Genomic DNA, 24,583 nt, shown 5'->3' with positions numbered 1-24,583 from the left:
ACCCCGGATCGGTTACCCACCAGTCCGGGCCCCGAGTTCACAGCTCGCTGCGCAGGTCCCAGAGCAGCGGGTAGTACTGCACCGGCAGTCGCGAGCGGAGGTACGTCGAGCCGCTGGACCCGCCGGTCCCCGACTTGCTGCCGATCATCCGCTCGACCATGACGACGTGCCGCGCGCGCCAGCTCGCCGCGAGCTCGTCGTGCTGGAGCAGCGCCTCGGCGAGGGCCCACACGACGGCGTACTGGTCGCGGTCGTGGGCGACGCTGCGCATCGACGCCGAGACCTCCGCGTCGGTGTCCGCGGGCAGGCCGACCGAGCGCAGGACGGCGAGGAAGGCGTCCCACAGCGTCGGCTCCGCGAGCCGGCCGTCGAGGCGCTCCCGCTCGGCGGGCGTGATGCCCTTGAACCGGTCGAGGTACTGGGCGTCCTTGGCGCCGGAGACGAACTCCAGCTCCCGGAACTGCACCGACTGGAAGCCGCTGGCCGGGGCGAGCCGCTGCCGGAACTCCAGGAAGTCCTGCGGGGTCATCGTCTCCAGGACGTCGACCTGGTGGACGAGCACCCGCTCGATCACGTGCACCCGGGCGAGGAGGTGCTGGGCCCACCACAGGCGACCGCCGCCCGCACCGGCCAGCATGGCGTCGCGCGCCGAGGAGACCTCGTGCAGCAGCTGCTTGAACCAGAGCTCGTAGACCTGGTGGATCGTGATGAAGAGCAGCTCGTCGTGTGCCGGCGGGTCCGACTCGAGGTGTTGGGAGTCGAGGAGCTGGGGAAGCCGGAGGTACGACCCGTAGGTCAGCTGGGCACCCTGCTCGCCGAAGGAGACGAAAGTCTCGGAGGCGTCCTCGGCGGTCATGAGGCTGAGACTATGTCCGCATGAAGTTCCGACACGACCTGACCTACGACGCCCCTCCGGCGGACGTGTTCGCGATGCTGGCCGATCCGGCGTTCCGCGAGGCCTCGTGCGCCGCGCAGGACGTGATCTCGGCCGAGGTGCATCTCGAGCGCACAGGCAACGGGTTCACGCTCACCATCGACCAGGAGCAGCGGACCGACGACCTGCCGGGGTTCGCGCGCACCTTCGCCGGCGACTCGACGCGGGCGATCCAGCACGAGGAGTGGGAGGACTCGACCGGTGGCACGCTGAGCATCGAGGCACCCGGCAAGCCGTCGGACGTGCGGGGCACGATCACGTTGCGCGCCGAGGGATCGGGTACACGTGAGGTCGTGGAACTCGAACTGAAGATCAAGGTCCCCCTCGTCGGCGGCAAGCTGGAGAAGCTGCTCGCCGAGAGGATCGCCGCCGGCATGGACGCCGAGCACGCGGTCGGCGTCGCCTGGCTGGCGGCTGAGCGCCGATGACCACGAAGGTGACGATGGAGCTCGCCTACGACGCCTCCCCCGACGAGGTCTACGCGATGCTGACCGACCCCGCGTTCCGCGAGGGGGCCTGCCACCGGATGAAGGTGCTCCGCGCTACCGCGGCCGTGGCGGAGTCCGGCGACGCGACCGTGGTGACCATCGACCAGGTGCAGCCTGCGAAGGGTCTGCCGTCGTTCGCGACCAAGCTGGTCGGCGACGAGATCCAGATCGTCCAGGAGGAGACCTGGACCGGCGGCCGGCAGGCCGACGTCCACGTGTCGATCCCGGGCAAGCCCGGGGAGATGGTCGGCTCGGCTGTGCTCGAGGAGACCGCTGGCGGCACCGTGGAGAAGGTGGACCTCGAGATCCGGGTCCGCATCCCGCTGGTGGCCGGCAAGATCGAGAAGCTGGTCGCGCACATGCTCCGCAAGGCGCTGGAGGCGGAGAACGAGGCGGGCCGGGACTACCTGTCCCGCTGAGCCTCCCGGGACTCCTCCGCCCGGTCGTGGCGGCGGCGGATCAGGACCACCGCCGCCAGGACCAGGAACGGTCCGAAGGCCAGCGCGAGCGTCAGCAGCTTCTCGACCGGGTGCAGCGCACCCATGTGCATCAGGATCATCGACCGCTCATCGACCCAGGTAGGGGTACCGGTAGTCGGTCGGCGGGACGAAGGTCTCCTTGATCGAGCGCGGCGAGGTCCAGCGCAGCAGGTTGACCGCGGCGCCGGCCTTGTCGTTGGTGCCCGACGCGCGGCCGCCGCCGAAGGGCTGCTGCCCGACGACCGCACCAGTGGGCTTGTCGTTGATGTAGAAGTTGCCGGCGGCGAAGCGGAGCTCGGCCTGCGCCCACGCGACGGCGCGGCGGTCGCGGGCGATGACCGAGCCGGTCAGGGCGTACGGCGCGATCGACTCCATGTTCCGCACGACCTTCTCGAAGTCACCGTCGTCGAAGACGTGGACCGCGAGGATCGGTCCGAAGTACTCGGTCGTGAACATCTCGTCGGTCGGGTCGCCACCCTCGACCACGGTCGGGTCCACGAAGTACCCCACCGAGTCGTCGAGCGTGCCGCCGACCAGCACGTCGAGCTTGCGGGACCGCTTCGCCCGCGCGATCGCCGCCTGGTGCTTGGCGAACGCGCGGTCGTCGATGACCGCACCCATGAAGTTCGAGAAGTCCGTCGGGTCGCCGACGGTGATCGACTCGATCTCCGAGACCAGCGAGTCCTTCATCTTGTTCCACACCGACCGGGCGACGTACGCCCGCGAGGCGGCCGAGCACTTCTGGCCCTGGAACTCGAAGGCGCCGCGGATCATCGCGGTCCGCACCACGTCGGGGTCGGCCGAGGAGTGCGCGACGATGAAGTCCTTCCCGCCGGTCTCCCCCACGATCCGCGGGTAGGACCGGTAGCCGGCGATGTTCTCGCCCACGGTCCGCCACAGGTGCTGGAAGGTGGGCGTCGAGCCGGTGAAGTGGATGCCGGCCAGGTCCGGGTGCGCCAGCGCGACCTCGGAGACCTCCAGGCCGTCCCCGGGCAGCATGTTGATCACGCCCGGCGGCAGCCCGGCCTCCTCCAGCAGCTCCATCGTCAGCGACGCGGCCAGCTGCTGGGTCGGCGACGGCTTCCAGATCACCGTGTTGCCCATCAGCGCCGGAGCGGTGGGCAGGTTGCCGGCGATCGCGGTGAAGTTGAACGGCGTGATCGCGTAGACGAAGCCCTCGAGCGGACGGTGGTCGGTGCGGTTCCACACCCCGGGGCTGTTGGCGATCGGCTGGTCGGCCAGGATCTCCCGGGCGTAGTGGACGTTGTAGCGCCAGAAGTCGATGAGCTCGCACGCCGCGTCGATCTCGGCCTGGAACGGCGTCTTGGACTGGCCCAGCACGGTGGCCGCGTTGAGCCGCTGGCGCCACGGGCCGGCCAGCAGGTCCGCGGCCCGGAGCAGCACCGCCGCCCGGTCGTCGAAGTCCATGTCGCGCCAGCCCGGCGCGGCCTCACCGGCGGCCTTGATGGCCGCGCGGGCGTCGGCCTGCGTGGAGTTCTTCAGCGTGCCCAGCACGTGCTGGTGGTCGTGCGGCTGGACCACCTGGGTCTCGGCGCCGCCACCGGCCTTCCACCGTCCACCGACGTAGCCGCGCAGGTTCTTCTGCTTCTTCTCGAGCTTCTCGATCTCCACCACCAGGGCCTCCCGTTCGGGGGTGCCCGGCGCGTAGGTCAGGTTCGGCTCGTTGGTGGGAGCCGGCGGGGTGGTGACAGCGTCCATGCCTGCGAGGGTAACCGTCAGAACAGGTCCGGGATCTCCTGGGTCGCGAACCACCCGAGGTCCTCGTCGGGGTCGGCCCCGGCGGGCCGGTCCTCGGTGTCGGCGTGCACCGCGACCACGCGCTTGAGCGGGACGGTCCACCCGGGCTCGGGCTCCCGGTCGAGCTCGGCGACGACCACGACCCGGCGGCCGGGGCCGGCGAGCACGGCCGCGGAGGCGTCCGCGGCGGTCATCAGCGCGGCGTACTCGGCGTCCTCGCTGTCGTCCTCGGCCACGACCAGCTCGTCGGTCACGACGACCGCGCCCGCGGCGTGCTGCTCGGCCAGCAGCGCGATCGTCGTCGGCAGGTAGACCCTCACGTGCTCGTCTCCTGTCTGCGCTTGCGGCGGCCGCGCGGGGCGCGGGTGCGCCCGCCGGTGGCGGAGTCGAGCAGCTCGTCGAGCGCCTCCAGCACGCACGCGCCGAGCAGGTCCGCGTCCGGCAGCATGTCACGATCGGCGGTCATGCCGTAGAAGACCTTGCCGTCGTAGGACGTCACGCCGATCGCCAGCGGGTGGCCCTCCAGCAGCGGCAGCACGGGGTAGGTCTCGACCATCCTGGCGCCGGCGGCGTAGAGCGGCGCCTGCGGCCCGGGGACGTTGGTGACGTTCAGGTGGTAGCTCCGCCGCTCGGCGGCGGCGACCCGCGAGCCGATCGCGTGGAACGACGCCGGTGCGAACCCGGAGATGCTCGTGAGGCGGCTCGCGGCGACCGCGCGGCCGGTCTCCTTGTGGGTCTGGAAGGAGTACGACACCTGGTGCAGCCGGACCACCGGGCTGGTCTCCCAGACGGGCAGGTCGACGAAGTGCGGCGCGATCTGGCTGCCGAGCGAGGTCGCCTCGAGCTCGTCGTCGATCACCGAGACGGGCACGACCGCGCGGATCTGGCGGACGCCGCGCATCGACTCGCCGCGGGCCATCAGCCACGCGCGCAGGCCGCCGGTGACGGTCGCGAGGATGACGTCGTTGACCGTGCCGCCGTGCGCCTCGCGGATGGTGCGGTAGCTCGCCAGCGGGGTGCTGATCGCGACCACGCGGCGCTGCTGCGAGAGCTGTCCGATGATCGGCGAGTCCGCGGACGGCGTCCGGTTCGTGAGGGCGTCCACGACCCGGCCGGCGGACTGCAACGCCCCGGCGGCGCCGCGGAACACCGCTCCGCTGGCGCTGCGCGCGGTGTCCGCGACCGTGGCGGGCGCGGTCACCGTGTCCTTGACGGCGTCCGCCATCAACGAGAACGGCGAGGGCGAGCCGTCCGGGCGCCACTCGTCGCCGCCGAGCAGCTTGGGCTCGGGCGAGGTGTCGTGCAGGACCTGCCCGAGGTCGACGGTGTGGATGCCGTCGACCAGCACCTGGTGCGACTTCGACAGGATCGCGACCCGGCCGTCGGCCAGGCCCTCGACGAAGTAGATCTCCCAGAGCGGTCGGCTGCGGTCGAGCGGCCGCGACACGATGCGCGCCACCAGCTCCCGCAGCTGGTCCAGGCTGCCGGGACGCGGCAGCGCCGACCGGCGTACGTGGTAGCCGATGTCGAAGCTCTCGTCGTCCACCCAGACCGGGTTGGCGATCCGGCCCGGCACCGTCTGGACGCGCTGCCGGTAGCGGGGCACGAACGAGATTCGCTCCTGGACGAGGCGCACGAGCTTGCCGTAGTCGAACCCGGACTCCCCGAGCTCGAAGATCTCGACCGTCGCGTTGTGCATGGGCGTCGACGGCGACTCCTCGGCCAGCAACGCCACGTCCCGCGGCCGCAGCCGCTCGCTCATGTGCTCTCCGCCTCTTTCCGTCTGGTCATCAGGGGGACACCCGTGCCGGCGGTTGGATCAACATGGGATTCTGGCAGACGTCACGCCCGAATCCGTCACACCCGGAGGATGCCGCTCATGCGACGAGCGTTCGCGACCCTGACCGTGCTGCTGTGCGCGCTGCCGCTGACCGCCTGCGGCGACGAGGAGAAGCCTGCGGGCAACAGCTCGGAGCCGAAGGTCATCGAGGTGACCTTCAAGGGCGACTCCGTCACGCCGAACGGCGAGCGCGTCGACGTCTCCGCCGGCCAGGACGTCGAGCTGGAGATCACCGCCGACCAGCCCGGCGAGATCCACGTGCACTCCGACCCCGAGCAGGAGCTCGAGTACGGCGCGGGCGAGACCACCGTGACCATCCAGGGCATCGACACCCCGAGCACGGTCGACGTCGAGTCGCACACGCTCGAGAAGGTCATCGTCCAGCTCGAAGTCCGCTGAGTTGCCCAGCACGTTGAGCGGCTCCGACGGGATCACGCTCGCGCACGGCATCGGCGGGGCGAAGGACCTCCCGATCCCGACCGAGCTCACCATCGCCGGCGCGACGGCGGCGCTGGTCATCTCGTTCACCGTGCTCGCCGTCGCGTGGCGCACCCCCCGCTACGACGCCGCCACGAGCGGGCGCCCGGCGCCGGGCTGGATCGCCCGGCTCGTCGACTCCGCCGGGTGGCGGATCGCCCTGCGCACGCTGGGCTTCCTGCTCTTCCTCTACACCGCGATGGCTGCGGTCTTCGGCCGTGACGTCGTCAACAACCCGCTGCTCGGCATCTTCTACGTGTGGCTGTGGGTCGGTCTGGTGCCGCTCTCGCTGCTGTTCGGCCCGGTGTGGAAGGCGATCAGCCCGGTCCGCACGCTCAACCTCGCGTTCGCGAAGATCTCCGGCGGCGACCCCGAGCGCGGCGTCCTCACCTACCCCGAGCGGCTCGGGTACTGGCCGGCGGCGCTCGGCCTGCTGGCGTTCGTGTGGATGGAGCTCGTCTACCCCTACTCCACCGAGATCGGCCCGATCCGTCTCTGGTGCGCGGCGTACGTCGCCGTGATGCTGGTCGGCGGCGCCCTGTTCGGCAACACCTTCTACGAGCGCGCCGACCCGTTCGAGGTCTTCTCGACCCTGGTCTCCCGGATGTCGGTCTGGGGCCGGCGCGGCGACCTGCTCGTGGTGCGTACGCCGCTCGCGAACCTCGACACGACCCCGGCGCGCCCCGGGCTGGTGGCGGTGGTCGCGGTGCTGTTCGGCAGCACGGCGTTCGACTCGTTCAAGGACTCCCAGGACTGGATCCAGTTCATCCAGTCGCAGGAGACCTTCACCAAGTACACGCTGGACAACCTGGCGCTGCTGGCGTTCTGCGTCGGCGCGGGCGTGATCTTCGCCGTCGGCTGCATGCTCACCGGTCTCGGGGACGACCTGCGGCGCCGCGACCTCCCGAACCTGTTCGCCCACTCGGTCGTCCCGATCGTGGCCGGCTACTTCGTCGCGCACTACCTGAGCTACTTCGTGGTCGTCGGCCAGGAGACGCTGGTCAACCTGTCCGACCCGTTCAGCAACGGCAGCAACTGGTTCGGCACGGCCGGTTACGACCCGAACTACGGGATCTACTACCACCCGACCGCGCTCGCCACGATCAAGGTGCTCGCGGTCGTCATCGGCCACGTGCTCGGGGTGGTCGCGGCGCATGAGCGCGCGATCCAGGTGCTGCCCAAGCGGCACCAGCTGACCGGTCAGCTCCCGCTGCTGTTCGCCATGGTGGCGTTCACCGTGGGGGGCTTGTACTTGCTGTTCGCGGCGTAGAGCCCGTCGACCACCCGGCCCACCGCCCGCGCGAGCGGCGAGTCGCCGACCTCGGCGAGCGTGCGGCCGGCCACCAGGGCCCGGTCGACGGTCGCCTGGTCCTCGGGCAGGAAGTGCACGCTCGCGGTCCGGGCGAAGCCGGTGACCATGGCGGCGATCTCGCGCTCGGACCAGCCCAGGGTGGCCCGCATCCGGTTGACGACGACGTGCGGCTCGCGCCCGAGCTCGGCGAGCGCGACCAGGCCGCGGGCGAGCCGGGTCAGGCCCACCGGGTCGGCGCTGCCGACGGCGACCACCTCGTCGGCGACCTCGAGCGCACCGAGCGTCATCCGGTTGCGGCCGGGCCGGGTGCCGTAGTCGGAGCCCGGGTCGTCCTCGAGGCAGAAGCCGGTGTCGACCACGACCTCGGCCTGCTCCCGCCCGACCTCGAGGAGGTGCTCGACGGTGCCGGTCCGGACCTCGATCCAGCGGTCGCCGCGGGGCAGGCCCGTCACCACGCTCAGGTGGCCGTCGATCCCGCGCTGCACGGAGCCGAACCGCTCCTCCAGCTGGCCGGACGCGGCCAGCCGGGCCGCGGACAGCAGGCCCGAGACCTCGTCGAGGATGCCGAGCTGCTGGGCGACCGCGCCGCCGTAGGGGTCGGCGTCGACGAGGACGGTACGCCGCTTGCGCCGGGCCAGCTCGGACGCGATCGCCCCGGCGACGGTCGTGCGGCCGGGCGCGCCCGCCGGGCCCCAGACCACGACCACCCGGCCGGCCGATCCGGGGACGGGCGCCGGGGGCGGCCCGCCGGGCTGCGGGGCTCGCACGACGGTGTCCGGAGACTCCTCGGCGAGCACGGCGCCGGGCAGCGAGTCCAGGTCGTCGTCGGTGACGACCCGCGCGATGCCGATCCGCGCGGCGCGGAGCCGGCCGCCGTCCAGCGTGGCGCCGCCGGCGGCGATGGCGACCGGACGGACGCCGTACCGCTGGAGGAGGTCGACCGCGGACCGGTCGAGGCCGGGCGAGTCGAGGCCGAGCACGGCGACGTCGGCCTGGCCGGCGGTGGCCGCCGCGAGCAGGTCGTCGACGTCGACGCAGCGCTTGAGCACGACGATGCCGGGGTGGTCGCCGAGCCGCTGGAGCACCGCGGGCTCCCAGGCCGCCCCGGAGGCGACCACGATGACGAGGGCGCGGTCAGCCATAGTCAGCCATGGCGGACGACGGTCAGGACCGGCTGGTCGACCCGGCCGAGCTCGGCGAGGAACGCCGCGGCGTCCTCGGCCGGCACGGCGAGCACGAGCTGGCGGCGACCGGTCGTGGTGCCGAATGTGCTCTCCAGCGGCGGGGCGTCGACGACGGTCGCGTCGTCGAGCAGCGGGCCGGAGTCGCGGGAGCCGACGAGGTACACGCTGACGACCGAGCCCGCCTGCACCGCGGGCGGCACCTGCTCGGTGTCGACGGCGACCGGGAGCTCGACGGTGTCGGCGGAGGTCTCGGCGGTGCCGATGGCCGCGCGCGGGAGCAGCTCGCCCGCGCCGACGCCCCGGAGCAGCACCAGCTCGGCCGGCAGCTCGTCGTCGACGGAGAAGTAGGCGGCGAGATCGCCCTCGTCGGCGAACCGCACGCGCGTCGGCTCGAGGTCGCCGACGTCGAGCCGGGCACCCGGCCCGGCGTCGGCCGCGACCGACCAGACCGTGACGGTGTCGTCGGCCGCGGCGAGCAGCCGGGAGCCGGCGACCACGGACACGACCACGATCAGGACGCCGACCCACAGCCGGGGGTCGCGCCAGCCGGAGCGCGTGGCACGCGTGGCCGGCGGGACCGGGGCGGGGGCCGCCGGAGCCGCAGGGCGCTGCGTGGCGCTCTGGGTCGTGCCGAGACTCACGCGAGGATTCTCGCCCTCCGCCGCGCCTCCGAAACCCGTTCTCCACAGGCGCGGCCCGTCCCGGCGTCCCGGGTCGGGCGAGGTGGGACCATGGGGCCATGGCCGGCTCCCCCCGTTTCCTCACGCTCGCCGACGTGGCCGAGGTGCTCAACACCTCCAGCGCGCAGGTCTACGCGCTGGTGCGGCGCGGCGAGCTGCCGGCGATCAAGATCGGCGGGCGGGGCCAGTGGCGGGTCGAGTCCGACGCGCTCGAGGACTTCATCGCGAAGATGTACGCCGACACGAAGGCGTTCGTCGAGGAGCACCCGTACGTCGAGTCGGACTGAGGGTCTGGTCGCGGTCCGTCGGCGGCGCTCCGTCGGCGTACCCACGGACGAAACGGTCCTCCGGACGCCGGCTCCACATCCGTATCGACCGTGGCTATCGGGCCGTGGGCGTCGGCGCGGTCCGTCGGCGTACCCACGGGCGAAACGGTCGTCCGGACGCCGGTTCCACCTCCGTTTCGTCCGTGGGTATCGACCCATCGACCCATCGGCCCAGGCGGTCCCGGGCCGCGGTCAGCCCGTCTCGGCGCCCAGCACCACGGTGATCGTGCGCTCCTCGCCGTCGCGCTCGATGGTGAACTCGACCTCCTCGCCGGGCCGGTGTGCCCGGATGGCGACGATGAGGGCGATGCCGTCCACGACGCGCTCGCCGTCCACCTCGGTGATGACGTCGCCCTTCTTCAGCCCGCCCTCCTCGGCCGGGGTGTTCGGGTTGACCTCGTCGACCTCGGCGCCGTCGCCGGTGGGCTGGCCGCCGGTGCGGACCTGGGCGCCGATGACCGGGTACTGAGCCTCGCCGGTGCGCAGGATCTGGTCGGCGGTGACGCGCACCTGCTCGATCGGGATCGCGAAGCCGACGCCGATGTTGCCGGACTCGCCGCCGATCGCGCCGCCGGTGGTGGCGATCGCGGAGTTCACGCCGACGACCTGGCCGCGCAGGTTCACCAGCGGGCCGCCGGAGTTGCCCGGGTTAATGGCGGCGTCGGTCTGGACGGCGTTGATGTAGGAGGAGTTGTCACCGGAGTTGCCGGTGGTGACCGGGCGCTGCAGGGCGCTCACGATGCCCGCGGTGACGGTCGAGCTCAGCCCGAGCGGCGAGCCGATCGCCACCACGGCCTCGCCGACGCGGAGGCTCTGCGAGGCCCCGAGCGCGGCGGGCTCGAGGTCGCGCGCCTTCGGAACGAAGAGGACGGCGAGGTCGTAGACCGGGCTGCGTCCGACCACGTCGGCGGGGTAGCGGTTGCCCTCCTCGTCGACGACCTCGATCAGGCCTTCGTTGGCATGGGCTTCCTCGACGACGTGGTTGTTCGTGACGATGTGGCCCTGCCGGTCCAGCACGAAGCCGGAGCCGGTCGCGCCGCCCTCCTGGCCCTCGAACTCCGCGGAGATCTGCACCGTGCTCGGCAGCAGCCGCTCGGCGACCGCGGTGATCGACCCGTTGTCCACCGGCAGCGGCGCCTCGCTGAGGGTGTCGACGCCGTCCAGCCCGTCCGCGACGGTGCCGATCGGGACGTCGGAGAGCCGCTCGTGGGCGAGGCTGCCGACGAAGCCACCGAGCACGCCCACGACGAGCGCGAGCACGCAGACGACCGGCCACATCCAGCCGGGAACCCGGCCCCGCGGGGCGGCGTGCCGCGTCGGCGGCAGCGGCGGGGAGGCGGACGGCGGCATCCAGGCGTGCGGGGGCGACTGCACCACCGGGGGCACCCAGCTCGGCGGCGGCGCGCTCGGGGGAGCGCTCGGGCCGATCGGCTGGGTGGGTTCGTCCTGCGTCACAGACCTATCTTGACCCGTCGGGCGAAACCGATGCCCGCCGGGCCGTCGACGGCGCCGGGGTGCGCGGTGCGTCCTGGGTGATCGAGGTGACCGGGGTGGTCGGCGCCGGAGCCGACGCGGGGCCGACGCCCAGCACCAGCACGCCCATCACCGCGGCGCCCACGGCGCTGCCGCCGATGGCCGCCAGGCCGACGGCGGTACGCCGGCCGGCCGGGGCGCCCGCGAGGTAGGCCTCGCCCGGGGGACCCGCGAACACGGCCGCGCCGAGCAGGGAGCCCTTGAGCGAGTCGGGGGCGCAGGGAGCGGCGACCTCGAAGGAGAGCCCGGTGAGCCGGGTCTTCACCCAGCCCTCGCGCTCGACCCGGTCACGGCAGGTGTGGCACGTGTGGACGTGGTCCCACGCGCGGTCGGTCTCCTCGGGGGTCAGCTGACCGTCCAGCAGCGCGCTGACCCGCGAGCCCAGGTGCCCGATCACGTCGGGGACCCCCAGGGCGCGAGCACCGGTCCGGCGATCCGGGTGCGGCCGGCCGTGGGTGCGCGGTGCGCGAGGGCGGTGCGGAGCATGGCGCGGCCGCGGTGGATGCGGGAGCGCACGGTGCCGAGCTTGGCGCCGAGGATCTCGGCGATCTCCTCGTAGCTGAGGCCCTCGACGTCACACAGCACCACGGCGGCGCGGAAGTCGGGGGGCAGCGTCGCGAGGGCACGCTCGATGTCGTCGTCGAAGGTGCGGTCGGCGTACGCCGCGTCCGGGGTCGGCGTCGTGCTGGTCAGCCGGTCGGCCTTCTCGTCGGAGAGCGCGTCGAAGCGGATCCGCTGCTTGCGGCGGGCCTGGTCGAGGAAGAGGTTCGTGGTGATGCGGTGCAGCCAGCCCTCGAAGGTGCCGGGGGTGTAGGTCGACAGGGAGCGGAACACCCGGACGAAGACCTCCTGGGTGAGGTCCTCGGCGTCGTGCCGGTTGCCGGTCAGCCGGTAGGCGAGGCGGTAGACCCGGTCGGAGTGCTGCTCGACGATCTCCTCCCAGGAGGGGACGTCCTGTGTCGTCTCCATCGGAGCCTCCTTGCGTTGTCCGCCGAACACCGGCTGTCGTCCTTCCTCACCGTAGGGATGCCTGCTGAAGATTCGCTGTGAGAACAGTGTCACTCGTCGAAGGCTCGCTGTCAGTCGTGAGAACGAGCGAGCCACGGCCGGTGTTCCCTCATCGGGCGGCCTCCTCGCGATACGTTGGCCGCGTGAAGCCCGCGAGCTGGTCCTACGCCGAGACCTATGTCGCCGAGGACGACGTCCTCGCCGCCGCACGGGCCCGAGCGGAAGAGGTCGGCGTCGTGCCGATCGGCTCCGGGGGTGGCAGCGTGCTGCGGTTCCTCGCCGCGGTCCTCGACGCCCGGGCGGTCGTCGAGATCGGCACCGGCACCGGCGTCTCGGGCCTCTGGATGCTGCGCGGCATGCGCCCCGACGGCGTCCTCACCACCGTCGACATCGAGGCCGAGCATCAGCGGCTCGCACGCGAGTCGTTCACCGAGGCCGGCATCGCCAGCCAGCGGGTGCGCACGATCTCCGGCGCGGCGCTCGACGTGCTCCCCCGGCTGACCGACGGCCACTACGACCTGGTGTTCTGCGACGGCGACAAGACCGAGTACGGCGCCTATCTCGCCGAGGCGATGCGGCTGCTGCGCCCCGGCGGGGTCGTGGCCTTCGACAACGCCCTCTGGCACGACCGGGTCGCCGACCCGTCGCAGCGCGACGAGGACACCGTCGCGATCCGCGACCTCGGTCGCACGATCAGCGAGCGCGAGGACCTGGTGCCGGTGCTGCTGCCCGTCGGCGACGGGCTGCTCGCCGCCAAGAAGGTCTGGTCGCCCGAGGCGGAGTAGCCGTCACAGACCGGCCAGCGGCTCCGCGGAGCCCAGCCAGTGCAGGAGCGCGCGGGCGCCGAAGCCGCTCGGGCCCTTCGTCCACTCGAAGGACTCCTCGGCGGTGTCACCGGCGGAGGCGATGTCGAGGTGCGCCCAGGGCACGTCGCCCACGAAGTGCTGGAGGAAGAGCGCCGCGGCGATCGCCCCGGGCCCACCCGGGGCGTTGTCCGCGTCGGCGACGTGGGAGTGGAGCTTGCTCTCGTAGGCGTCGGCGAGCGGGAAGCGCCACAGCGGCTCCCCGGCGGCGACCGACGCGGACCGCAGCGTGTCGGCCAGGGCGTCGCGGTTGGCGAAGAAGCCGGCGATCTGCGGGCCGAGCGCGACCTTCATCGCACCGGTCAGGGTGGCGACGTCGACGACGACGTCGGGCTTGATGTCGCGCACGGCGTAGGTGAGGGCGTCGGCGAGGACGAGCCGACCCTCGGCGTCGGTGTTGGTGACCTCGGTGGTGCGTCCTCCGTAGTGCCGGATGACGTCACCGGGGCGCAGCGCGTTGCCGCCGACGGCGTTCTCGGCCGCGGCGACCAGGCCGACGACCCGCACCGGGCAGCCGACCGCCGCCAGCGCGGCCATCGTCGACATCACGACGGCGCCGCCGGTCATGTCGCGCTTCATGTTGACCATCGCCTCGCCCGGCTTGAGCGAGAGGCCGCCGGTGTCGAAGGTGATGCCCTTGCCGACCAGCGCCACGGTCGGGGTCTTCCGGCCGGCCTTGCGCGGCGTGTAGTCGAGGCGGATCAGCCGGGGCGGCGAGACCGAGGCCTGCCCGACGCCGACCAGGCCGCCGAAGCCGTGCTCGGCGAGCCAGGCCTCGTCGCGGACGGTGACGTCCAGCCCGGCCTCCGCCGCGATCTGCTCGGCCTGGGCGGCCAGCCAGGCGGGGTTCTTCAGGTTGGACGGGACCGTCGCCAGCAGGCGGGAGCGCCAGCCGGCGCCGCCGATCGCCACGGCCCGCTCGAGGAGCGGCGTGAGCGAGTCAGGCAGGTCGGCGAGCACGACCCGGCCGACCGGCCGGTGCTCCGGGGCGGCCGAGCGCCAGTGGAAGCCGAACGAGCCGAGCATCGCGCCGACCACGAACGCCTCGAGGCCCTCGTCGCCCGCGACCGCCGGGACCGACGTCGCGACCGACGCGCGGTCGCGGGTCGCCCGGGCCAGGGCCGCGCCCGCCCGCCGGAGGTCGTCGGGGCGCTGGTCCCCGACGCCGACGAGCAGCACGAGCCGGGGCTCGGCGTCGTCCGGAGCTCCGAACGGCACCGGCACCGAGGTGACGTCGCCGGCGCGGCCCGTGGCCCGGTCGAGCTCGAGGACGGCCAGCAGGTCGATCCCCAGGACGTCGGACAGCTCCTCGCCGCCCGGGCCGAGGACGACCGGGTCGCCGTCGGCCTCGCCGGGCAGCACCGGGATCGCCGCGACCTCGGCACCGAGGACGGCGTGCGGCAGGGCAGCGCTCAGCGCGAACCCCGGTGGCGAGACCTGCGGCGGGAGGGTCAGGTGAGGGGTCTCGGGCACGTCGTCAACCAGTCAGGTCAGCCGACGACGTCCTTGAGGGCATCCCCGAGTGCGCCGGCCTCCTCGGCGTTGAGCTCGACAACAAGGCGGCCACCACCCTCGAGCGGGACGCGCATCACGATGCCGCGCCCCTCCTTGGTGACCTCCAGCGGACCGTCGCCTGTCCGCGGCTTCATCGCCGCCATCCGCGTTCCTTCCTTTGCTCTGTCAGGGCCAGAGGGACCACCGAGCGACCCCTGTGCGCCATACGCGAGGACCAGTATCCCCTATCGCGCGGTGACACGGAGCACAGGTGTGGAAGACGGTGGACGAACGGCCGGCGAAACGGGGCTGGCAGACTCCCTCCATGCAGGCGCGCTCCGCGTTGTTCGACGTGTACGGCGACCACCTGCGCCCGCGCGGCAGCGAGGCGCCGGTCGCCGCCGTCGTGCGGCTGCTCGACCCGGTCGGCATCGCGGCCCCCGCCGTCCGGACCGCGATCTCGCGGATGGTGATGCAGGGCTGGCTGGAGCCGGTGCAGCTCGAGGGCGGCCGGGGCTACCGGACGACCGAGCGCGCCAACCGTCGCCTCGACGAGACCTTGAACCGGGTCTACCGCCGCGGGCTGCCGGAGTGGGACGGCGACTGGCACCTCGCGTTCGTCGACCCGCCGCCGGACCGGTCCGGTCGCACCCGGCTACGCGCCGACCTCGCCTTCGTCGGCTACGCCGAGCTCGCCGACCACGTCTGGGTGAGCCCCTACCCGCGGGCCGAGCTCGGCTCGATCCTGGAGCGGGCGGGCGCCACCGCCCGGACCGCCCGCGCCGACCGGTTCGACCCCGACCCGCTCGACGCCTGGGACCTCGACGCGCTGCGGGCGTCGTACGACCGCTGGATGGACGGGGCGGAGGAGCTGACCGGCCGGCACCTCGCGGCCCACGCCGACCAGGACGAGGCGGCGTTCGCGGCGCGCTTCCACCTCGTCCACGAGTGGCGGAAGTTCCTCTTCGCCGACCCAGGGCTGCCCGACGCGCTGCTGCCGGAGGACTGGCGGGGCCGCGAGGCGGCCGCCCTGTTCGCGACCGAAGCCACCCGGCTCAAGCCCGGCGCCGACCGCTTCGTCGCGTCCTGCCTGGGCGCCTGACAGTATTCGTCGCATGAGCGACTCCCCTGTCCTGCTGGACGTCGCCGACGGCGTCGGCAGCATCACCCTGAACCGCCCGGAGGCCTACAACAGCCTCAACGTCGCGACCAAGGAGCTGCTGCTCGAGACGGTGCAGCAGGTCGCGGAGGACCCGGCCGTGCGGTGCGTGGTGCTCACCGGCAGCGGCAAGGCCTTCTGCAGCGGGCAGGACCTCAAGGAGCACATCGAGCTGCTCAACAACGGTGGCAGCGACGTGCTGTTCACGACCGTCGACAAGCACTACAACCCGACCGTCACCGCGCTGGCCGGCATGGCCAAGCCGGTGATCGCGGCCGTCAACGGCGTCGCGGCCGGCGCCGGCGCCAGCCTGGCCTTCGCCTGCGACCTGCGGATCGTCGCCGACACCGCGGGCTTCAACCTGGCCTTCGCGAACGTCGCGCTCTCCTGCGACACCGGCTCCAGCTACACCCTCCAGCGGCTGGTCGGCCCGGCCAAGGCCCTGGAGCTCCTCTACTTCCCGAGCACGATCACCGCCGCCGAGGCCCTCGAGCTCGGTCTGGCCACCAAGGTCGTCCCGGCCGACCTGCTCGCCGACGAGGTCGCCGCGGTCGCCGCCCGCCTCGCCGCCGGGCCGACGGTCGCGCTCGGCGCGATCCGCCAGTCGGTGGCGTACGCCGCCGGCCACACCCTCGAGGAGTCCGTGGCCCTCGAGAGCCGGATGATGCAGAAGACCGGCGCCACCGCCGACCACCGGGCCGCGGTCGCGGCGTTCGTGGCGAAGGAGAAGCCGGTCTTCGAGGGGCGCTGACCGGTGGGATAGTCCCTGACGAAGTGGGGGTCGACACGCCGGGCGGACCCCCGGTTCGTCAGGGACTATCCCACCGAAGCCCTACCGACGGACGGCGTCCCAAATGCCCAGGACCTGCCGGGGCGCCGTCTTCGTCATCAGCCGCTTGGACGGCCGGGAGCCGTACTCGACCGTGATGGCGACGCCCTTGAAGTTCGCGTTGTACCAGCCGGTCATCGTGCCGTGGCAGACGCCGCCGCAGGTGAACGACTTGCGCGGCAGGTCGAGGTGGCGGGCCACCCGCCGGGAGAACTTCGGGCTCTTGGTGTCGGTGTCGACGCCGTAGAGCGGCTGGTGGAAGCTGATGATCCAGCGCGGCTTCACGTCGCGCAGGAAGCCCATCATCGCCCGGGTCTCCGGCTCGGAGCCCGCCCGCGGGCCGGACTCGTAGTCGCCGTCGAGGTCGGCCCAGCGGTAGGGGTAGTTGCGGTTGAGGTCCACGCCGCGGGCGTTCTTGCGGGTGCCGCGAGCCAGGCCGTCGGGGTTGTAGACCGGCACCACCCACAGGTTGAGCCGGCGGATCGGCTTGCCGTCGCGCAGGGTGCGCAGGATCTGGCGGGTGTGGCCCTCGTCGCCGTGCATGGTCGAGATCAGCACGACCTTGGGGTAGCCGCGCTGTCCCAGGTGGTACGCCGGGATCGGCCGGCCCGCCACGGTGCGGCCGATGATCCGCTTCTCGATGACGGCCGGGCGCTCCGCCGGTGGGCGGTGGGCCTCGGCCGGGGCCGGCACGGAGGTGAGCAGTCCCGCCGCGAGGGCGGTGCCGGTGAACAGGGTGGTCAGCAGGGTCCCGAGGCGCATGGCCACCGACCCTAGACGGTCAGACCGCGGAGGTGAGGTAGGCCCAGGTGAACACACCCACGCCGACGAGCATGCCGACGTGGGCGAGGACGGACAGGCCGGGCCCCTCCGACCAGCTGTCCTCCTGACCCTCCGAGGCGTGCTTGCCGCGGCTGGGCAGCCAGCGCACGAGGATGGCCAGGCCGGCGACCGCCACGACCCACCAGAACGCGAGGGAGACGATGCCGAGCACCTCGTTGCCGACCACGAGGAACACGACCCACGTGCCGAGCGCGAGCACGCCGGCGATCGTGTGGACGTTGACGAAGCCCTGGCCGGTCTGGAGCCGGCCGGCCCCGCGGTCGCCGCGTCCCAGCCGGAGGCGGGTCAGGACGATCACGACCGCGGCGAGCGCGGTCAGGACGTAGACGATGGCCTCGGTCGGCATGGACAGGGAGTGTGCCCTACCCGGACTGGTCGTCGCTACGATGCTCGTCCGCGGGCCGCTTCCCGGGGTCCTCCTCGAGCTGGGTGGCGAGCCGGTCCAGCAGCGCGTCGACCTCCGACATCCGGTAGCCCCGGAAGGCCAGCGAGAAGCGCACCTGCCGCAGGTCCGACGGCCGGAGGCGGCCCTCCGCGGGCACCTGGGCGTCGGGGCGGTCGTCGTACACCTCGGCGAGCGGAGCGCCGCGGCCGGCGGCCACCACCGCGACGCCGCCGAGGGCCAGCACGATCAGGATCGCGAAGAACCACATCACGACGGGTCCACCTCCCGCGCCGCCACCATGAGCGCCACGGCCTCCTCGACGTCGTCGGTGACGACGAGCCGGTCGACGTCGCCCTGGCTGATCGTGCCCTCCGCGAGCGCGGTCTCGGTCAGCCAGCCGACCAGCCCGGACCAGTACGCCGACCCGAGCAGCACGATCGGGAAGCTGGTGATCTTGCCCGTCTGCGCCAGGGTGGCGGCCTCGAAGAGCTCGTCGAGGGTGCCGAGCCCGCCGGGCAGGACGATGAAGCCCTGGGAGTACTTCACGAACATGGTCTTGCGGGCGAAGAAGTAGCGGAAGTGCACGCCGACGTCGACCCAGTCGTTGAGGCCGGACTCCCACGGCAGCTCGATGCCGAGGCCGACGCTGACGCCACCGGCCTCGCTGGCGCCCTTGTTCGCGGCCTCCATCGCCCCCGGCCCTCCGCCGGTGATCACCGTGAAGCCCACCTCGGCGAGCCGGCGGCCGACGGCCTCCGCGGCGGCGTACGACGGGTGCTCGGGGCCCAGCCGGGCGGAGCCGAAGACGGCGACCGCGGGGCCGAGCTCGGCCAGCGCGCCGAAGCCCTCGACCAGCTCGGCCTGCATCCTCAGCACGCGCCACGGATCGGTGTGGACCCAGTCCGACGGGCCGCGGGAGTCGAGCAGCCGCTGGTCGGTCGTGCCGGCGTCGACCTGGCCGCGCCGCTGGACGACCGGGCCCTTGAACTTCGCCCTCACGAGAGCCACCGCACGAGCTGCTGCTCGCACCGCTCGATGTGCTCCACGGGCACGTGCTCCTCCTGCTTGTGGGCGAGCATCGGATCGCCCGGACCGAAGTTGACGGCCGGGACGCCGAGCCCGGTGAAGCGGGCGACGTCGGTCCATCCGAACTTGGGGTTGACCTCCCCGCCGACGGCCTCGACGAACGCCTTCGCCGCGGGCACGTCCAGGCCCGGCAGCGCGCCCGGGGCCGAGTCGGTGAGGGTCACGTCGAACCCGTCGAAGAACTCGCGGACGAACGCCTCCGCCTGCGCCTCCGACCGGTCCGGGGCGAACCGGAAGTTCACCTCGACCACGCACTCGTCGGGCAGCACGTTGCCGGCCACCCCACCGCGGATGAACACCGCGTTGAGTCCCTCGTGGTACTCCAGCCCGTCGATCACGGGCCTCCGGGCGTCGTACTCGTTGAGCCGGCGCAGCACCTCGGCGGCGCCGTGGATCGCGTTCACGCCGCGCCAACTGCGCGCGGAGTGCGCCCGCTCCCCCGTCGTCCGGACCTCGGCCCGCAGCGTGCCCTGGCAGCCGGCCTCGACGACGGCGTTCGACGGCTCCATGAGGATCGCGAAGTCGGCGGCCATCAGCTCCGGGTCGCTCTGCGCCAGGAGGCGGAGGCCGTTGTACTCCGCGTCGATCTCCTCGGCCTCGTAGAGGATGTAGGTGACGTCGCGGTTGGGCTCGGGCAGCGTCGCGGCGAGGCGCAGGATGACCGCGTCGCCGCCCTTCATGTCGCAGGTGCCGAGGCCGTGCAGGATCGCGCCCTCGCGCCGCGCCGGGAGGTTGTCGTTGACCGGCACCGTGTCGAGGTGCCCGGCGATCACCACCCGCTCGGCGCGGCCCAGGTCGGTCCGCGCCACGACGGTGTGGCCGTGCCGGCTCACCGTCAGGTGGGGGTACGCCGACAGCGCGGTCTCGACCGCGTCCGCGATGGCCTGCTCGTGGCGGCTGACGGACTCGATGTTCACCAGCTGCTCGGTGAGCGTGACCGCGTCGACGGTGAGGTCCAGGTCGAGGTCCACGTCCATGCCCTCATCCAAGCAGTTCCGCTGAATAGAACGTGTTCTAGCATCGGTGCATGCGCCCCGGCCTCGTCCTGTTCACCTCGGACCGCGGGATCACCCCCGCCGCGCTGGGCACGGCCGCCGAGGAGCGGGGCTTCGCCACGTTCTACGTGCCCGAGCACACCCACATCCCGGTGCGGCGGACCGCGGCGCACCCCGGCACCGGCGACGCGTCGCTGCCCGACGACCGCTACCTGCGCACGGGTGGAGATCGGCGCGGGCTTCGGGTGGGACACCGACGAGCTCGCGGACCACCACGTCCCGGCGACGAGGCGGCGGACGGTGCTCAAGGAGTACGTCGAGGCGATGCGCGCGCTGTGGACGCAGGAGGAGGCGTCCTACGACGGGGAGTTCGTGTCGTTCGGGCCGTCCTGGGCCTACCCGAAGCCGGCCGCGCACATCCCGCTGATCATCGGCGCCGGCGGCGGGCCCCGGACCTTCGCGTGGATCGTGGCGAACGCCGACGGGTGGATGACCACCCCGACCCAGCAGGACGTCTCCGGCCACATCGAGGCGCTCACCAAGGCGTGGGCCGACGCCGGGCGCGAGGGCGCTCCCGAGATCCGGATCCTCATCGCCTCCAGGCCGAGCCCCGAGGACCTGACGGTCTGGGCCGAGCAGGGCGCCACCGAGCTGATCTGGGGCGTGCCGGACAAGACCCCCGACGAGGTCCTCGGCTCGCTCGACCGCCTCGCCGGACGGCTCGGCCTCACCGCCTGATCGCCGAGGGGCTCACCGCGGCATCGGGAGGTCGCGCTGGACGACCAGCAGCTCGTACGGAGCGCTCGCCCGGCCCGGGGCGACCCGGACCGTCACGGTCACCGTGCTCCCGCTCGCCGCCACCTCGTCGACCTGCAGGAGGTCGCCGAGCTCGGAGAACCCGTCCGCGAGCCCGGCCTCCGCGCTGCTCGCCTCCTCCTCGGAGCCGAAGCCGTAGACGACCGCCACGAGCGCGACCCCGTCGTCCTCGCCGACCCAGCCGATGCCGACCATCAGTGGCGGGTCGGGGACGCCGACGATCACGGCGGAGATCGCCCCGGCCTCGTCCAGCGCCCCCGCCACGGTGGTCACCTGCTCGTCACCGTCGAGGGTCGTGGCGCCCCCGTCGACCCAGTCCTGGAGCAGGGCGTCCGACACCGAGACCGCGACCGCGCCGTCGTCGGTGGTCGCGACCTGGAGCGGGTCGGTCGCCTCCGGCTCGCCCAGGTCCTCGCCCTCGAACACGCTGAGCTCCTCCGAGGGCACCGCGACCGACGCGAACGAGTCGGCCGCGCCCCACCAGAAGCCGGTCGACTCGACGAGCCCGTCCGGCGTGGACGCCCGGGCGAAGTTCGGCGGCACCACGACCGCCGCGGCATCGTCCCGGCCGGTCATCGTCGCCAGCCAGTCGGGGGTGGCGTCGTCGACGCCGTCGGGCGTCTCCAGGCCGTTGGCCTCGGCGACGGCGTCGAGGTCCGCGGTCGTGATCCAGAGCGGGCCGTCCTCGAGCGCCGGGAGCTGCGCGACGCTGCCGGCCACGCTCCAGCCGCCGGACGAGCCGGACCCGGCCCCGCCCTCCTCGTCACCGCACGCGGTCGCCGTCACGAGGAGCGCCAGGCAGGCAGCCCCCACTCCCCAGATCGCCCGAGCACGTTCCATGCCGCGGATCATGCAGCGCGGAGGAGGACCTCAAACCTCCTTGGTGACGGTGACGACCGGATCTCCGTCGGCACCCTCGGTGACGTCGAAGGACGTCGCCAGGGTCTCGGCGGTGATCAGGTCCCGGTGCGCGGTCGCCGCGGCCACCACGTCCGCCGAGCCGGCGACGGTCAGCGCGATCCGGTCGGACACGTCGAGGCCGGCGTCGCGGCGCGCCTGCTGGACCTGGCGCACCAGGTCGCGGGCCAGGCCCTCCGCGGCCAGCTCCGGTGTGACCTCGGTGTCGAGGACGACGAAGCCGCCACCGCGCAGCATGCCGACGGCCGTCGCGTCGTCGGCGGCCCCGGCCACGGTCTCGAGGGCGTACTCCCCCTCCTCCAGCAGCAGCCCGCCCGAGACGACCGCGCCGTCGGGGCGGACCTCCCAGTCGCCCGCCTTCGCGGCGGCGATCGCCTTCTGCACCTCGCGCCCCAGGCGGGGACCCGCGGCACGCGCGTTCACGGTGAGACGCTGCGAGACGCCGTACGCCGCCGCCTCCGGCGAGTCCGCGGCCAGCAGCCGCACCTCCTTGACGTTCACCTCGTCGGCGACCAGGTCCTCGAACCCGCCGAGGTCGGTGCCCACCACCGTCAGCCGGGCGAGCGGCAGCCGGTTGCGCAGCTGCCGGGCCTTGCGCAGCGAGGAGGTCGCCGAGCAGACCTCGCGCACCTTGTCCATCCGGCGCACGAGCGCCTGGTCCAGCGGCAGCTCCTGCTCACGCGGGTAGTCGGCCAGGTGGACCGAGCGGCCGCCGGTGAGGCCCTGCCAGATCTCCTCGGTCACCAGCGGCAGCAGCGGGGCCACCGCCCGCATGGTGGCCTCGAGCACCGTGTACAGCGTGTCGAACGCCGCCGCGTCCTCCGCCCAGAAGCGGTCGCGGGAGCGCCGGATGTACCAGTTCGTGAGGATCCCGAGGAAGTCGAGCGTCTGCTCACACGCGTCCGCGACGTGGTAGCCGTCGAGCGACTCGGTCATGCCGCCGACGAACTCGCCCGCCTTGGCGAGGAGGTACCGGTCGAGCGGGTCGTCGGAGTCGGTCCGGACCTTGGCGTCGTACCCCTGCCCGCTCTTGGCCGCGTTGGCGTAGAGCTGGAAGAAGTACCAGCTGTTCCAGAGCGGGATCAGCACCTGCCGGACCGAGTCGCGGATGCCCTGCTCGGTGACGATCAGGTTGCCGCCGCGCAGGATCGGCGAGGACATGAGGAACCAGCGCATCGCGTCCGCGCCGTCGCGGTCGAACACCTCGCGCACGTCGGGGTAGTTGCGCAGCGACTTCGACATCTTGTTGCCGTCGGAGCCGAGCACGATGCCGTGGCTGATGCAGTTCTCGAACGCCGGCTTGTCGAAGATGCCGGTGGCCAGGATGTGCAGCGTGTAGAACCAGCCGCGGGTCTGGCCGATGTACTCCACGATGAAGTCGGCCGGGAAGTGGTGCTCGAACCAGTCGGCGTTCTCGAACGGCACGTGGACCTGGGCGAAGCTCATCGAGCCCGAGTCGAACCACACGTCGAGCACGTCGGAGACGCGCCGCATCATCGACTTCCCGGTCGGGTCGTCGGGGTTCGGGCGCACCAGGTCGTCGACGTAGGGGCGGTGCAGGTCGGGGTTGCCGTCCTTGTCGCGCGGCAGCCGCCCGAAGTCGCGCTCGAGCTCCTCGAAGGAGCCGTAGACGTCCAGCCGCGGGTACGTCGGGTCGTCGCTCTTCCACACCGGCACCGGGCTGCCCCAGAACCGGTTGCGGGTGATCGACCAGTCGCGCGCGTTCTCGAGCCAGCGGCCGAACTGGCCGTCGCGGATGTGGTCGGGCACCCAGTTGATCTGCTGGTTGAGCTCGAGCATCCGCTGCTTGAAGGCGGTCACCTCGACGAACCACGACGAGACGCCCTTGTAGATCAGGGGCTCGCGGCAGCGCCAGCAGTGCGGGTAGCTGTGGTCGTAGGTCTCGCGGCGCAGCAGGACGGTGCCGGGGGTGACCGAGCCGCTCTGCTCGCCGTTCGTGGTCGCCTTGAGGTCGTCGATGATGTGGGGGTTGGCGTCGAAGACCTGCATGCCCTCGTAGTCGACGACCGGGAACGTGAACCTCCCGTCCTTGCCGACCGGCATCACGGCCTCGATGCCCTCGCGGTCGGTGACGACCTTGTCGTCCTCACCGAAGGCGCCGGCGGTGTGCACGAGGCCCGTGCCGTCCGTGGTCGTCACGAACTCGGCAGCCACGACGCGGAAGGCGTTCTCGTGGCCCAGGTAGTAGGAGAACGGCGGGGTGTAGACCAGGCCGACCAGGTCCTTGCCCGGCCCGCGCCACGCCACCTCGGGGCTCTCCCCCAGCTCGCGGGCGTACGACGCCAGGCGCGCCTCCGCGAGCAGGTAGCGCGTGCCCTCGACGTCGACCACGACGTAGTCGATGTCCTCGCCGACCATCACCGCGAGGTTGCTGGGCAGCGTCCACGGGGTCGTCGTCCAGACGAGCAGCTTCACGCCCTGGAACGGGCCCTCGGTCGTGACGTCGTAGCCGACCGTCACCGCCGGGTCCTGGCGGTTCTGGTAGACGTCGTCGTCCATCCGCAGCTCGTGGTTGGAGAGCGGGGTCTCGTCGTTCCAGCAGTAGGGCAGCACCCGGAAGCCCTCGTAGATCAGCCCCTTGTCGTGGAGCTGCTTGAAGGCCCAGATCACCGACTCCATGTAGTCGGCGTTCATCGTGCGGTAGTCGTTCTCGAAGTCGACCCAGCGCGCCTGGCGGGTGACGTACTCGCGCCACTCGCCGGTGTACTTCATCACCGACGCCCGGCAGGCCTCGTTGAACTTCTCGATGCCGAGCTCGAGGATCTCGTCGGTCGTCTTGATGCCGTTGAGCCGCATCGCCTCCAGCTCGGCCGGGAGGCCGTGGGTGTCCCAGCCGAAGCGGCGCTCGACCCGCTTGCCGCGCATGGTCTGGTAGCGCGGGATCAGGTCCTTGACGTACCCGGTGAGCAGGTGGCCGTAGTGCGGGAGGCCGTTGGCGAACGGCGGGCCGTCGTAGAAGACGAACTCGTTGGCGCCGTTCTCGCCCGGGTCGCGCTGGTCGACGCTGGCCTGGAAGGTCCCGTCCTGCTCCCAGAACGCGAGGATGCGCTCCTCGATCTCCGGGAAGCGCGGGCTCGAGGGCACGCTGCCGGAGTCGTTCTTCGGGTAGGTCATCGGTGGTCTCCTGTGCGTCGTCGTCACGTGAGGACGACGTG

General features: G+C 72.4%; 28 protein-coding genes. 9 read left to right on the top strand and 19 right to left on the bottom strand.

Annotation, left to right across the window (positions count from 1 at the left end; genetic code table 11):
* Positions 1-37: 37 nt before the first annotated feature.
* Entirely contained in the window at positions 38-856 is an 819-nt protein-coding gene (locus ACYQ0U_RS16510) for a tryptophan 2,3-dioxygenase family protein (RefSeq protein WP_459974857.1), read from the bottom strand.
* A gap of 20 nt (positions 857-876) precedes the next feature.
* Here ACYQ0U_RS16510 and ACYQ0U_RS16505 point away from each other — a divergent pair, with 20 nt between their 5' ends.
* Together ACYQ0U_RS16505 and ACYQ0U_RS16500 are read left to right on the top strand one after the other, a co-directional pair.
* Positions 877-1,362: a DUF2505 domain-containing protein gene (locus tag ACYQ0U_RS16505; RefSeq protein ID WP_459974855.1), complete on the top strand. Its 486-nt coding sequence runs from the start codon at positions 877-879 to the stop codon at positions 1,360-1,362.
* Positions 1,359-1,841: a DUF2505 domain-containing protein gene (locus ACYQ0U_RS16500; protein WP_459974853.1), complete on the top strand. Its 483-nt coding sequence runs from the start codon at positions 1,359-1,361 to the stop codon at positions 1,839-1,841. Before ACYQ0U_RS16505 ends, ACYQ0U_RS16500 begins: the two co-directional genes overlap by 4 nt.
* Here ACYQ0U_RS16500 and ACYQ0U_RS16495 read toward each other — a convergent pair.
* The 4 genes from ACYQ0U_RS16495 to ACYQ0U_RS16480 are packed head-to-tail and all read right to left on the bottom strand — an operon-like array spanning position 1,826 to position 5,421.
* Complete coding sequence (locus ACYQ0U_RS16495; RefSeq protein ID WP_459974851.1) at positions 1,826-1,981, bottom strand: hypothetical protein; 156 nt, start codon at positions 1,979-1,981, stop codon at positions 1,826-1,828. The two genes, ACYQ0U_RS16500 and ACYQ0U_RS16495, sit on opposite strands and share 16 nt — an antisense overlap.
* Before the next feature lie 7 nt (positions 1,982-1,988).
* A complete protein-coding gene (gene pruA, locus ACYQ0U_RS16490) occupies positions 1,989-3,620 on the bottom strand; it encodes an L-glutamate gamma-semialdehyde dehydrogenase (protein ID WP_459974849.1) in 1,632 nt (543 codons plus the stop codon).
* A gap of 17 nt (positions 3,621-3,637) precedes the next feature.
* A complete protein-coding gene (locus ACYQ0U_RS16485; RefSeq protein ID WP_459974848.1) occupies positions 3,638-3,979 on the bottom strand; it encodes a DUF6912 family protein in 342 nt (113 codons plus the stop codon).
* Entirely contained in the window at positions 3,976-5,421 is a 1,446-nt protein-coding gene (locus ACYQ0U_RS16480) for a WS/DGAT/MGAT family O-acyltransferase (protein ID WP_459974846.1), read from the bottom strand. The genes ACYQ0U_RS16485 and ACYQ0U_RS16480 overlap by 4 nt, the downstream gene beginning before the upstream one ends.
* A 117-nt stretch (positions 5,422-5,538) precedes the next feature.
* On the opposite strand from ACYQ0U_RS16480, the gene ACYQ0U_RS16475 reads away from it, so the two are divergent.
* Positions 5,539-5,898 carry a hypothetical protein gene (locus ACYQ0U_RS16475; protein ID WP_459974845.1) on the top strand — a complete coding sequence of 120 codons (360 nt, stop codon included), beginning with the start codon at positions 5,539-5,541 and terminating at the stop codon, positions 5,896-5,898.
* Positions 5,899-5,911: 13 nt separating this feature from the next.
* Positions 5,912-7,246 (top strand): hypothetical protein, encoded by a 1,335-nt coding sequence (locus ACYQ0U_RS16470; protein WP_459974843.1) that lies wholly within the window; start codon positions 5,912-5,914, stop codon positions 7,244-7,246.
* Here ACYQ0U_RS16470 and ACYQ0U_RS16465 read toward each other — a convergent pair.
* Positions 7,177-8,430 carry a CpaE/TadZ family protein gene (locus ACYQ0U_RS16465; RefSeq protein WP_459974841.1) on the bottom strand — a complete coding sequence of 418 codons (1,254 nt, stop codon included), beginning with the start codon at positions 8,428-8,430 and terminating at the stop codon, positions 7,177-7,179. The two genes, ACYQ0U_RS16470 and ACYQ0U_RS16465, sit on opposite strands and share 70 nt — an antisense overlap.
* A gap of 2 nt (positions 8,431-8,432) precedes the next feature.
* Positions 8,433-9,113 (bottom strand): hypothetical protein, encoded by a 681-nt coding sequence (locus ACYQ0U_RS16460; protein ID WP_459974839.1) that lies wholly within the window; start codon positions 9,111-9,113, stop codon positions 8,433-8,435.
* 98 nt (positions 9,114-9,211) lie between these two features.
* Between ACYQ0U_RS16460 and ACYQ0U_RS16455 the strand changes: the two genes are divergently transcribed.
* Positions 9,212-9,439: a helix-turn-helix domain-containing protein gene (locus ACYQ0U_RS16455; RefSeq protein WP_459974837.1), complete on the top strand. Its 228-nt coding sequence runs from the start codon at positions 9,212-9,214 to the stop codon at positions 9,437-9,439.
* 231 nt (positions 9,440-9,670) lie between these two features.
* Here the strand turns inward: ACYQ0U_RS16455 and ACYQ0U_RS16450 are convergent, their stop codons facing one another.
* The 3 genes from ACYQ0U_RS16450 to sigE are packed head-to-tail and all read right to left on the bottom strand — an operon-like array spanning position 9,671 to position 11,980.
* Entirely contained in the window at positions 9,671-10,933 is a 1,263-nt protein-coding gene (locus tag ACYQ0U_RS16450) for a S1C family serine protease (RefSeq protein WP_459974835.1), read from the bottom strand.
* A gap of 4 nt (positions 10,934-10,937) precedes the next feature.
* Positions 10,938-11,408 (bottom strand): anti-sigma factor family protein, encoded by a 471-nt coding sequence (locus tag ACYQ0U_RS16445; protein WP_459974833.1) that lies wholly within the window; start codon positions 11,406-11,408, stop codon positions 10,938-10,940.
* Positions 11,405-11,980, bottom strand: coding sequence for an RNA polymerase sigma factor SigE (sigE, locus tag ACYQ0U_RS16440; RefSeq protein WP_459974831.1), 576 nt, complete (start codon positions 11,978-11,980; stop codon positions 11,405-11,407). The genes ACYQ0U_RS16445 and sigE overlap by 4 nt, the downstream gene beginning before the upstream one ends.
* 182 nt (positions 11,981-12,162) lie before the next feature.
* Here sigE and ACYQ0U_RS16435 point away from each other — a divergent pair, with 182 nt between their 5' ends.
* On the top strand, positions 12,163-12,804 hold the full coding sequence (locus tag ACYQ0U_RS16435; RefSeq protein WP_459974829.1) for an O-methyltransferase: 642 nt from the start codon (positions 12,163-12,165) through the stop codon (positions 12,802-12,804).
* 3 nt (positions 12,805-12,807) lie between these two features.
* On the opposite strand, the gene ACYQ0U_RS16430 is transcribed toward ACYQ0U_RS16435, so the two are convergent.
* Both ACYQ0U_RS16430 and ACYQ0U_RS16425 read right to left on the bottom strand, forming a co-directional pair.
* Entirely contained in the window at positions 12,808-14,355 is a 1,548-nt protein-coding gene (locus ACYQ0U_RS16430; RefSeq protein ID WP_459974827.1) for a leucyl aminopeptidase family protein, read from the bottom strand.
* A gap of 17 nt (positions 14,356-14,372) precedes the next feature.
* Positions 14,373-14,540: a DUF3117 domain-containing protein gene (locus ACYQ0U_RS16425; protein ID WP_082574674.1), complete on the bottom strand. Its 168-nt coding sequence runs from the start codon at positions 14,538-14,540 to the stop codon at positions 14,373-14,375.
* A gap of 161 nt (positions 14,541-14,701) precedes the next feature.
* Here ACYQ0U_RS16425 and ACYQ0U_RS16420 point away from each other — a divergent pair, with 161 nt between their 5' ends.
* Both ACYQ0U_RS16420 and ACYQ0U_RS16415 read left to right on the top strand, forming a co-directional pair.
* Positions 14,702-15,478 (top strand): PaaX family transcriptional regulator, encoded by a 777-nt coding sequence (locus tag ACYQ0U_RS16420; protein ID WP_459974824.1) that lies wholly within the window; start codon positions 14,702-14,704, stop codon positions 15,476-15,478.
* 13 nt (positions 15,479-15,491) lie between these two features.
* On the top strand, positions 15,492-16,286 hold the full coding sequence (locus ACYQ0U_RS16415) for an enoyl-CoA hydratase/isomerase family protein (RefSeq protein ID WP_459974822.1): 795 nt from the start codon (positions 15,492-15,494) through the stop codon (positions 16,284-16,286).
* An 81-nt stretch (positions 16,287-16,367) separates the two neighbouring features.
* On the opposite strand, the gene ACYQ0U_RS16410 is transcribed toward ACYQ0U_RS16415, so the two are convergent.
* The 5 genes from ACYQ0U_RS16410 to dapE are packed head-to-tail and all read right to left on the bottom strand — an operon-like array spanning position 16,368 to position 19,655.
* Positions 16,368-17,126, bottom strand: a complete 759-nt coding sequence (locus ACYQ0U_RS16410) for a M14 family zinc carboxypeptidase (RefSeq protein ID WP_459974820.1) — start codon at positions 17,124-17,126, stop codon at positions 16,368-16,370.
* 19 nt (positions 17,127-17,145) lie between these two features.
* The gene (locus ACYQ0U_RS16405; protein WP_459974818.1) at positions 17,146-17,553 is read right to left on the bottom strand and encodes a hypothetical protein; all 408 of its coding nucleotides are present in this window, start codon (positions 17,551-17,553) and stop codon (positions 17,146-17,148) included.
* 16 nt (positions 17,554-17,569) lie between these two features.
* Entirely contained in the window at positions 17,570-17,860 is a 291-nt protein-coding gene (locus ACYQ0U_RS16400) for a DivIVA domain-containing protein (protein WP_459974932.1), read from the bottom strand.
* Entirely contained in the window at positions 17,860-18,600 is a 741-nt protein-coding gene (locus ACYQ0U_RS16395) for an LOG family protein (protein ID WP_459974817.1), read from the bottom strand. The genes ACYQ0U_RS16400 and ACYQ0U_RS16395 overlap by 1 nt, the downstream gene beginning before the upstream one ends.
* On the bottom strand, positions 18,588-19,655 hold the full coding sequence (dapE, locus tag ACYQ0U_RS16390) for a succinyl-diaminopimelate desuccinylase (protein ID WP_459974815.1): 1,068 nt from the start codon (positions 19,653-19,655) through the stop codon (positions 18,588-18,590). The genes ACYQ0U_RS16395 and dapE overlap by 13 nt, the downstream gene beginning before the upstream one ends.
* A gap of 240 nt (positions 19,656-19,895) precedes the next feature.
* Between dapE and ACYQ0U_RS16385 the strand changes: the two genes are divergently transcribed.
* Positions 19,896-20,411, top strand: coding sequence for an LLM class flavin-dependent oxidoreductase (locus tag ACYQ0U_RS16385; RefSeq protein WP_459974813.1), 516 nt, complete (start codon positions 19,896-19,898; stop codon positions 20,409-20,411).
* 12 nt (positions 20,412-20,423) lie between these two features.
* Here the strand turns inward: ACYQ0U_RS16385 and ACYQ0U_RS16380 are convergent, their stop codons facing one another.
* Positions 20,424-21,329, bottom strand: coding sequence for a hypothetical protein (locus ACYQ0U_RS16380; RefSeq protein ID WP_459974811.1), 906 nt, complete (start codon positions 21,327-21,329; stop codon positions 20,424-20,426).
* A 30-nt stretch (positions 21,330-21,359) separates the two neighbouring features.
* Positions 21,360-24,542 carry an isoleucine--tRNA ligase gene (ileS, locus tag ACYQ0U_RS16375; protein WP_459974809.1) on the bottom strand — a complete coding sequence of 1,061 codons (3,183 nt, stop codon included), beginning with the start codon at positions 24,540-24,542 and terminating at the stop codon, positions 21,360-21,362.
* Positions 24,543-24,583 lie beyond the last annotated feature (41 nt).

The organism is Nocardioides pyridinolyticus, assembly GCF_054653575.1.
This window is presented reverse-complemented; position numbering and strand designations above follow the sequence as displayed.

Bases quoted from the DNA above. Each gene is read 5' to 3' on its own strand.
- ACYQ0U_RS16510 (WP_459974857.1), bottom strand. From the start codon at position 856: ATGACCGCCGAGGACGCCTCCGAGACTTTCGTCTCCTTCGGCGAGCAG.
- ACYQ0U_RS16505 (WP_459974855.1), top strand. From the start codon at position 877: ATGAAGTTCCGACACGACCTGACCTACGACGCCCCTCCGGCGGACGTG.
- ACYQ0U_RS16500 (WP_459974853.1), top strand. From the start codon at position 1,359: ATGACCACGAAGGTGACGATGGAGCTCGCCTACGACGCCTCCCCCGAC.
- ACYQ0U_RS16495 (WP_459974851.1), bottom strand. From the start codon at position 1,981: ATGATCCTGATGCACATGGGTGCGCTGCACCCGGTCGAGAAGCTGCTG.
- pruA (WP_459974849.1), bottom strand. From the start codon at position 3,620: ATGGACGCTGTCACCACCCCGCCGGCTCCCACCAACGAGCCGAACCTG.
- ACYQ0U_RS16480 (WP_459974846.1), bottom strand. From the start codon at position 5,421: ATGAGCGAGCGGCTGCGGCCGCGGGACGTGGCGTTGCTGGCCGAGGAG.
- ACYQ0U_RS16475 (WP_459974845.1), top strand. From the start codon at position 5,539: ATGCGACGAGCGTTCGCGACCCTGACCGTGCTGCTGTGCGCGCTGCCG.
- ACYQ0U_RS16465 (WP_459974841.1), bottom strand. From the start codon at position 8,430: ATGGCTGACCGCGCCCTCGTCATCGTGGTCGCCTCCGGGGCGGCCTGG.
- ACYQ0U_RS16455 (WP_459974837.1), top strand. From the start codon at position 9,212: ATGGCCGGCTCCCCCCGTTTCCTCACGCTCGCCGACGTGGCCGAGGTG.
- sigE (WP_459974831.1), bottom strand. From the start codon at position 11,980: ATGGAGACGACACAGGACGTCCCCTCCTGGGAGGAGATCGTCGAGCAG.
- ACYQ0U_RS16425 (WP_082574674.1), bottom strand. From the start codon at position 14,540: ATGGCGGCGATGAAGCCGCGGACAGGCGACGGTCCGCTGGAGGTCACC.
- ACYQ0U_RS16420 (WP_459974824.1), top strand. From the start codon at position 14,702: ATGCAGGCGCGCTCCGCGTTGTTCGACGTGTACGGCGACCACCTGCGC.
- ACYQ0U_RS16415 (WP_459974822.1), top strand. From the start codon at position 15,492: ATGAGCGACTCCCCTGTCCTGCTGGACGTCGCCGACGGCGTCGGCAGC.
- ACYQ0U_RS16410 (WP_459974820.1), bottom strand. From the start codon at position 17,126: ATGCGCCTCGGGACCCTGCTGACCACCCTGTTCACCGGCACCGCCCTC.
- ACYQ0U_RS16405 (WP_459974818.1), bottom strand. From the start codon at position 17,553: ATGCCGACCGAGGCCATCGTCTACGTCCTGACCGCGCTCGCCGCGGTC.
- ACYQ0U_RS16400 (WP_459974932.1), bottom strand. From the start codon at position 17,860: ATGTGGTTCTTCGCGATCCTGATCGTGCTGGCCCTCGGCGGCGTCGCG.
- dapE (WP_459974815.1), bottom strand. From the start codon at position 19,655: ATGGACGTGGACCTCGACCTGGACCTCACCGTCGACGCGGTCACGCTC.
- ACYQ0U_RS16380 (WP_459974811.1), bottom strand. From the start codon at position 21,329: ATGGAACGTGCTCGGGCGATCTGGGGAGTGGGGGCTGCCTGCCTGGCG.
- ileS (WP_459974809.1), bottom strand. From the start codon at position 24,542: ATGACCTACCCGAAGAACGACTCCGGCAGCGTGCCCTCGAGCCCGCGC.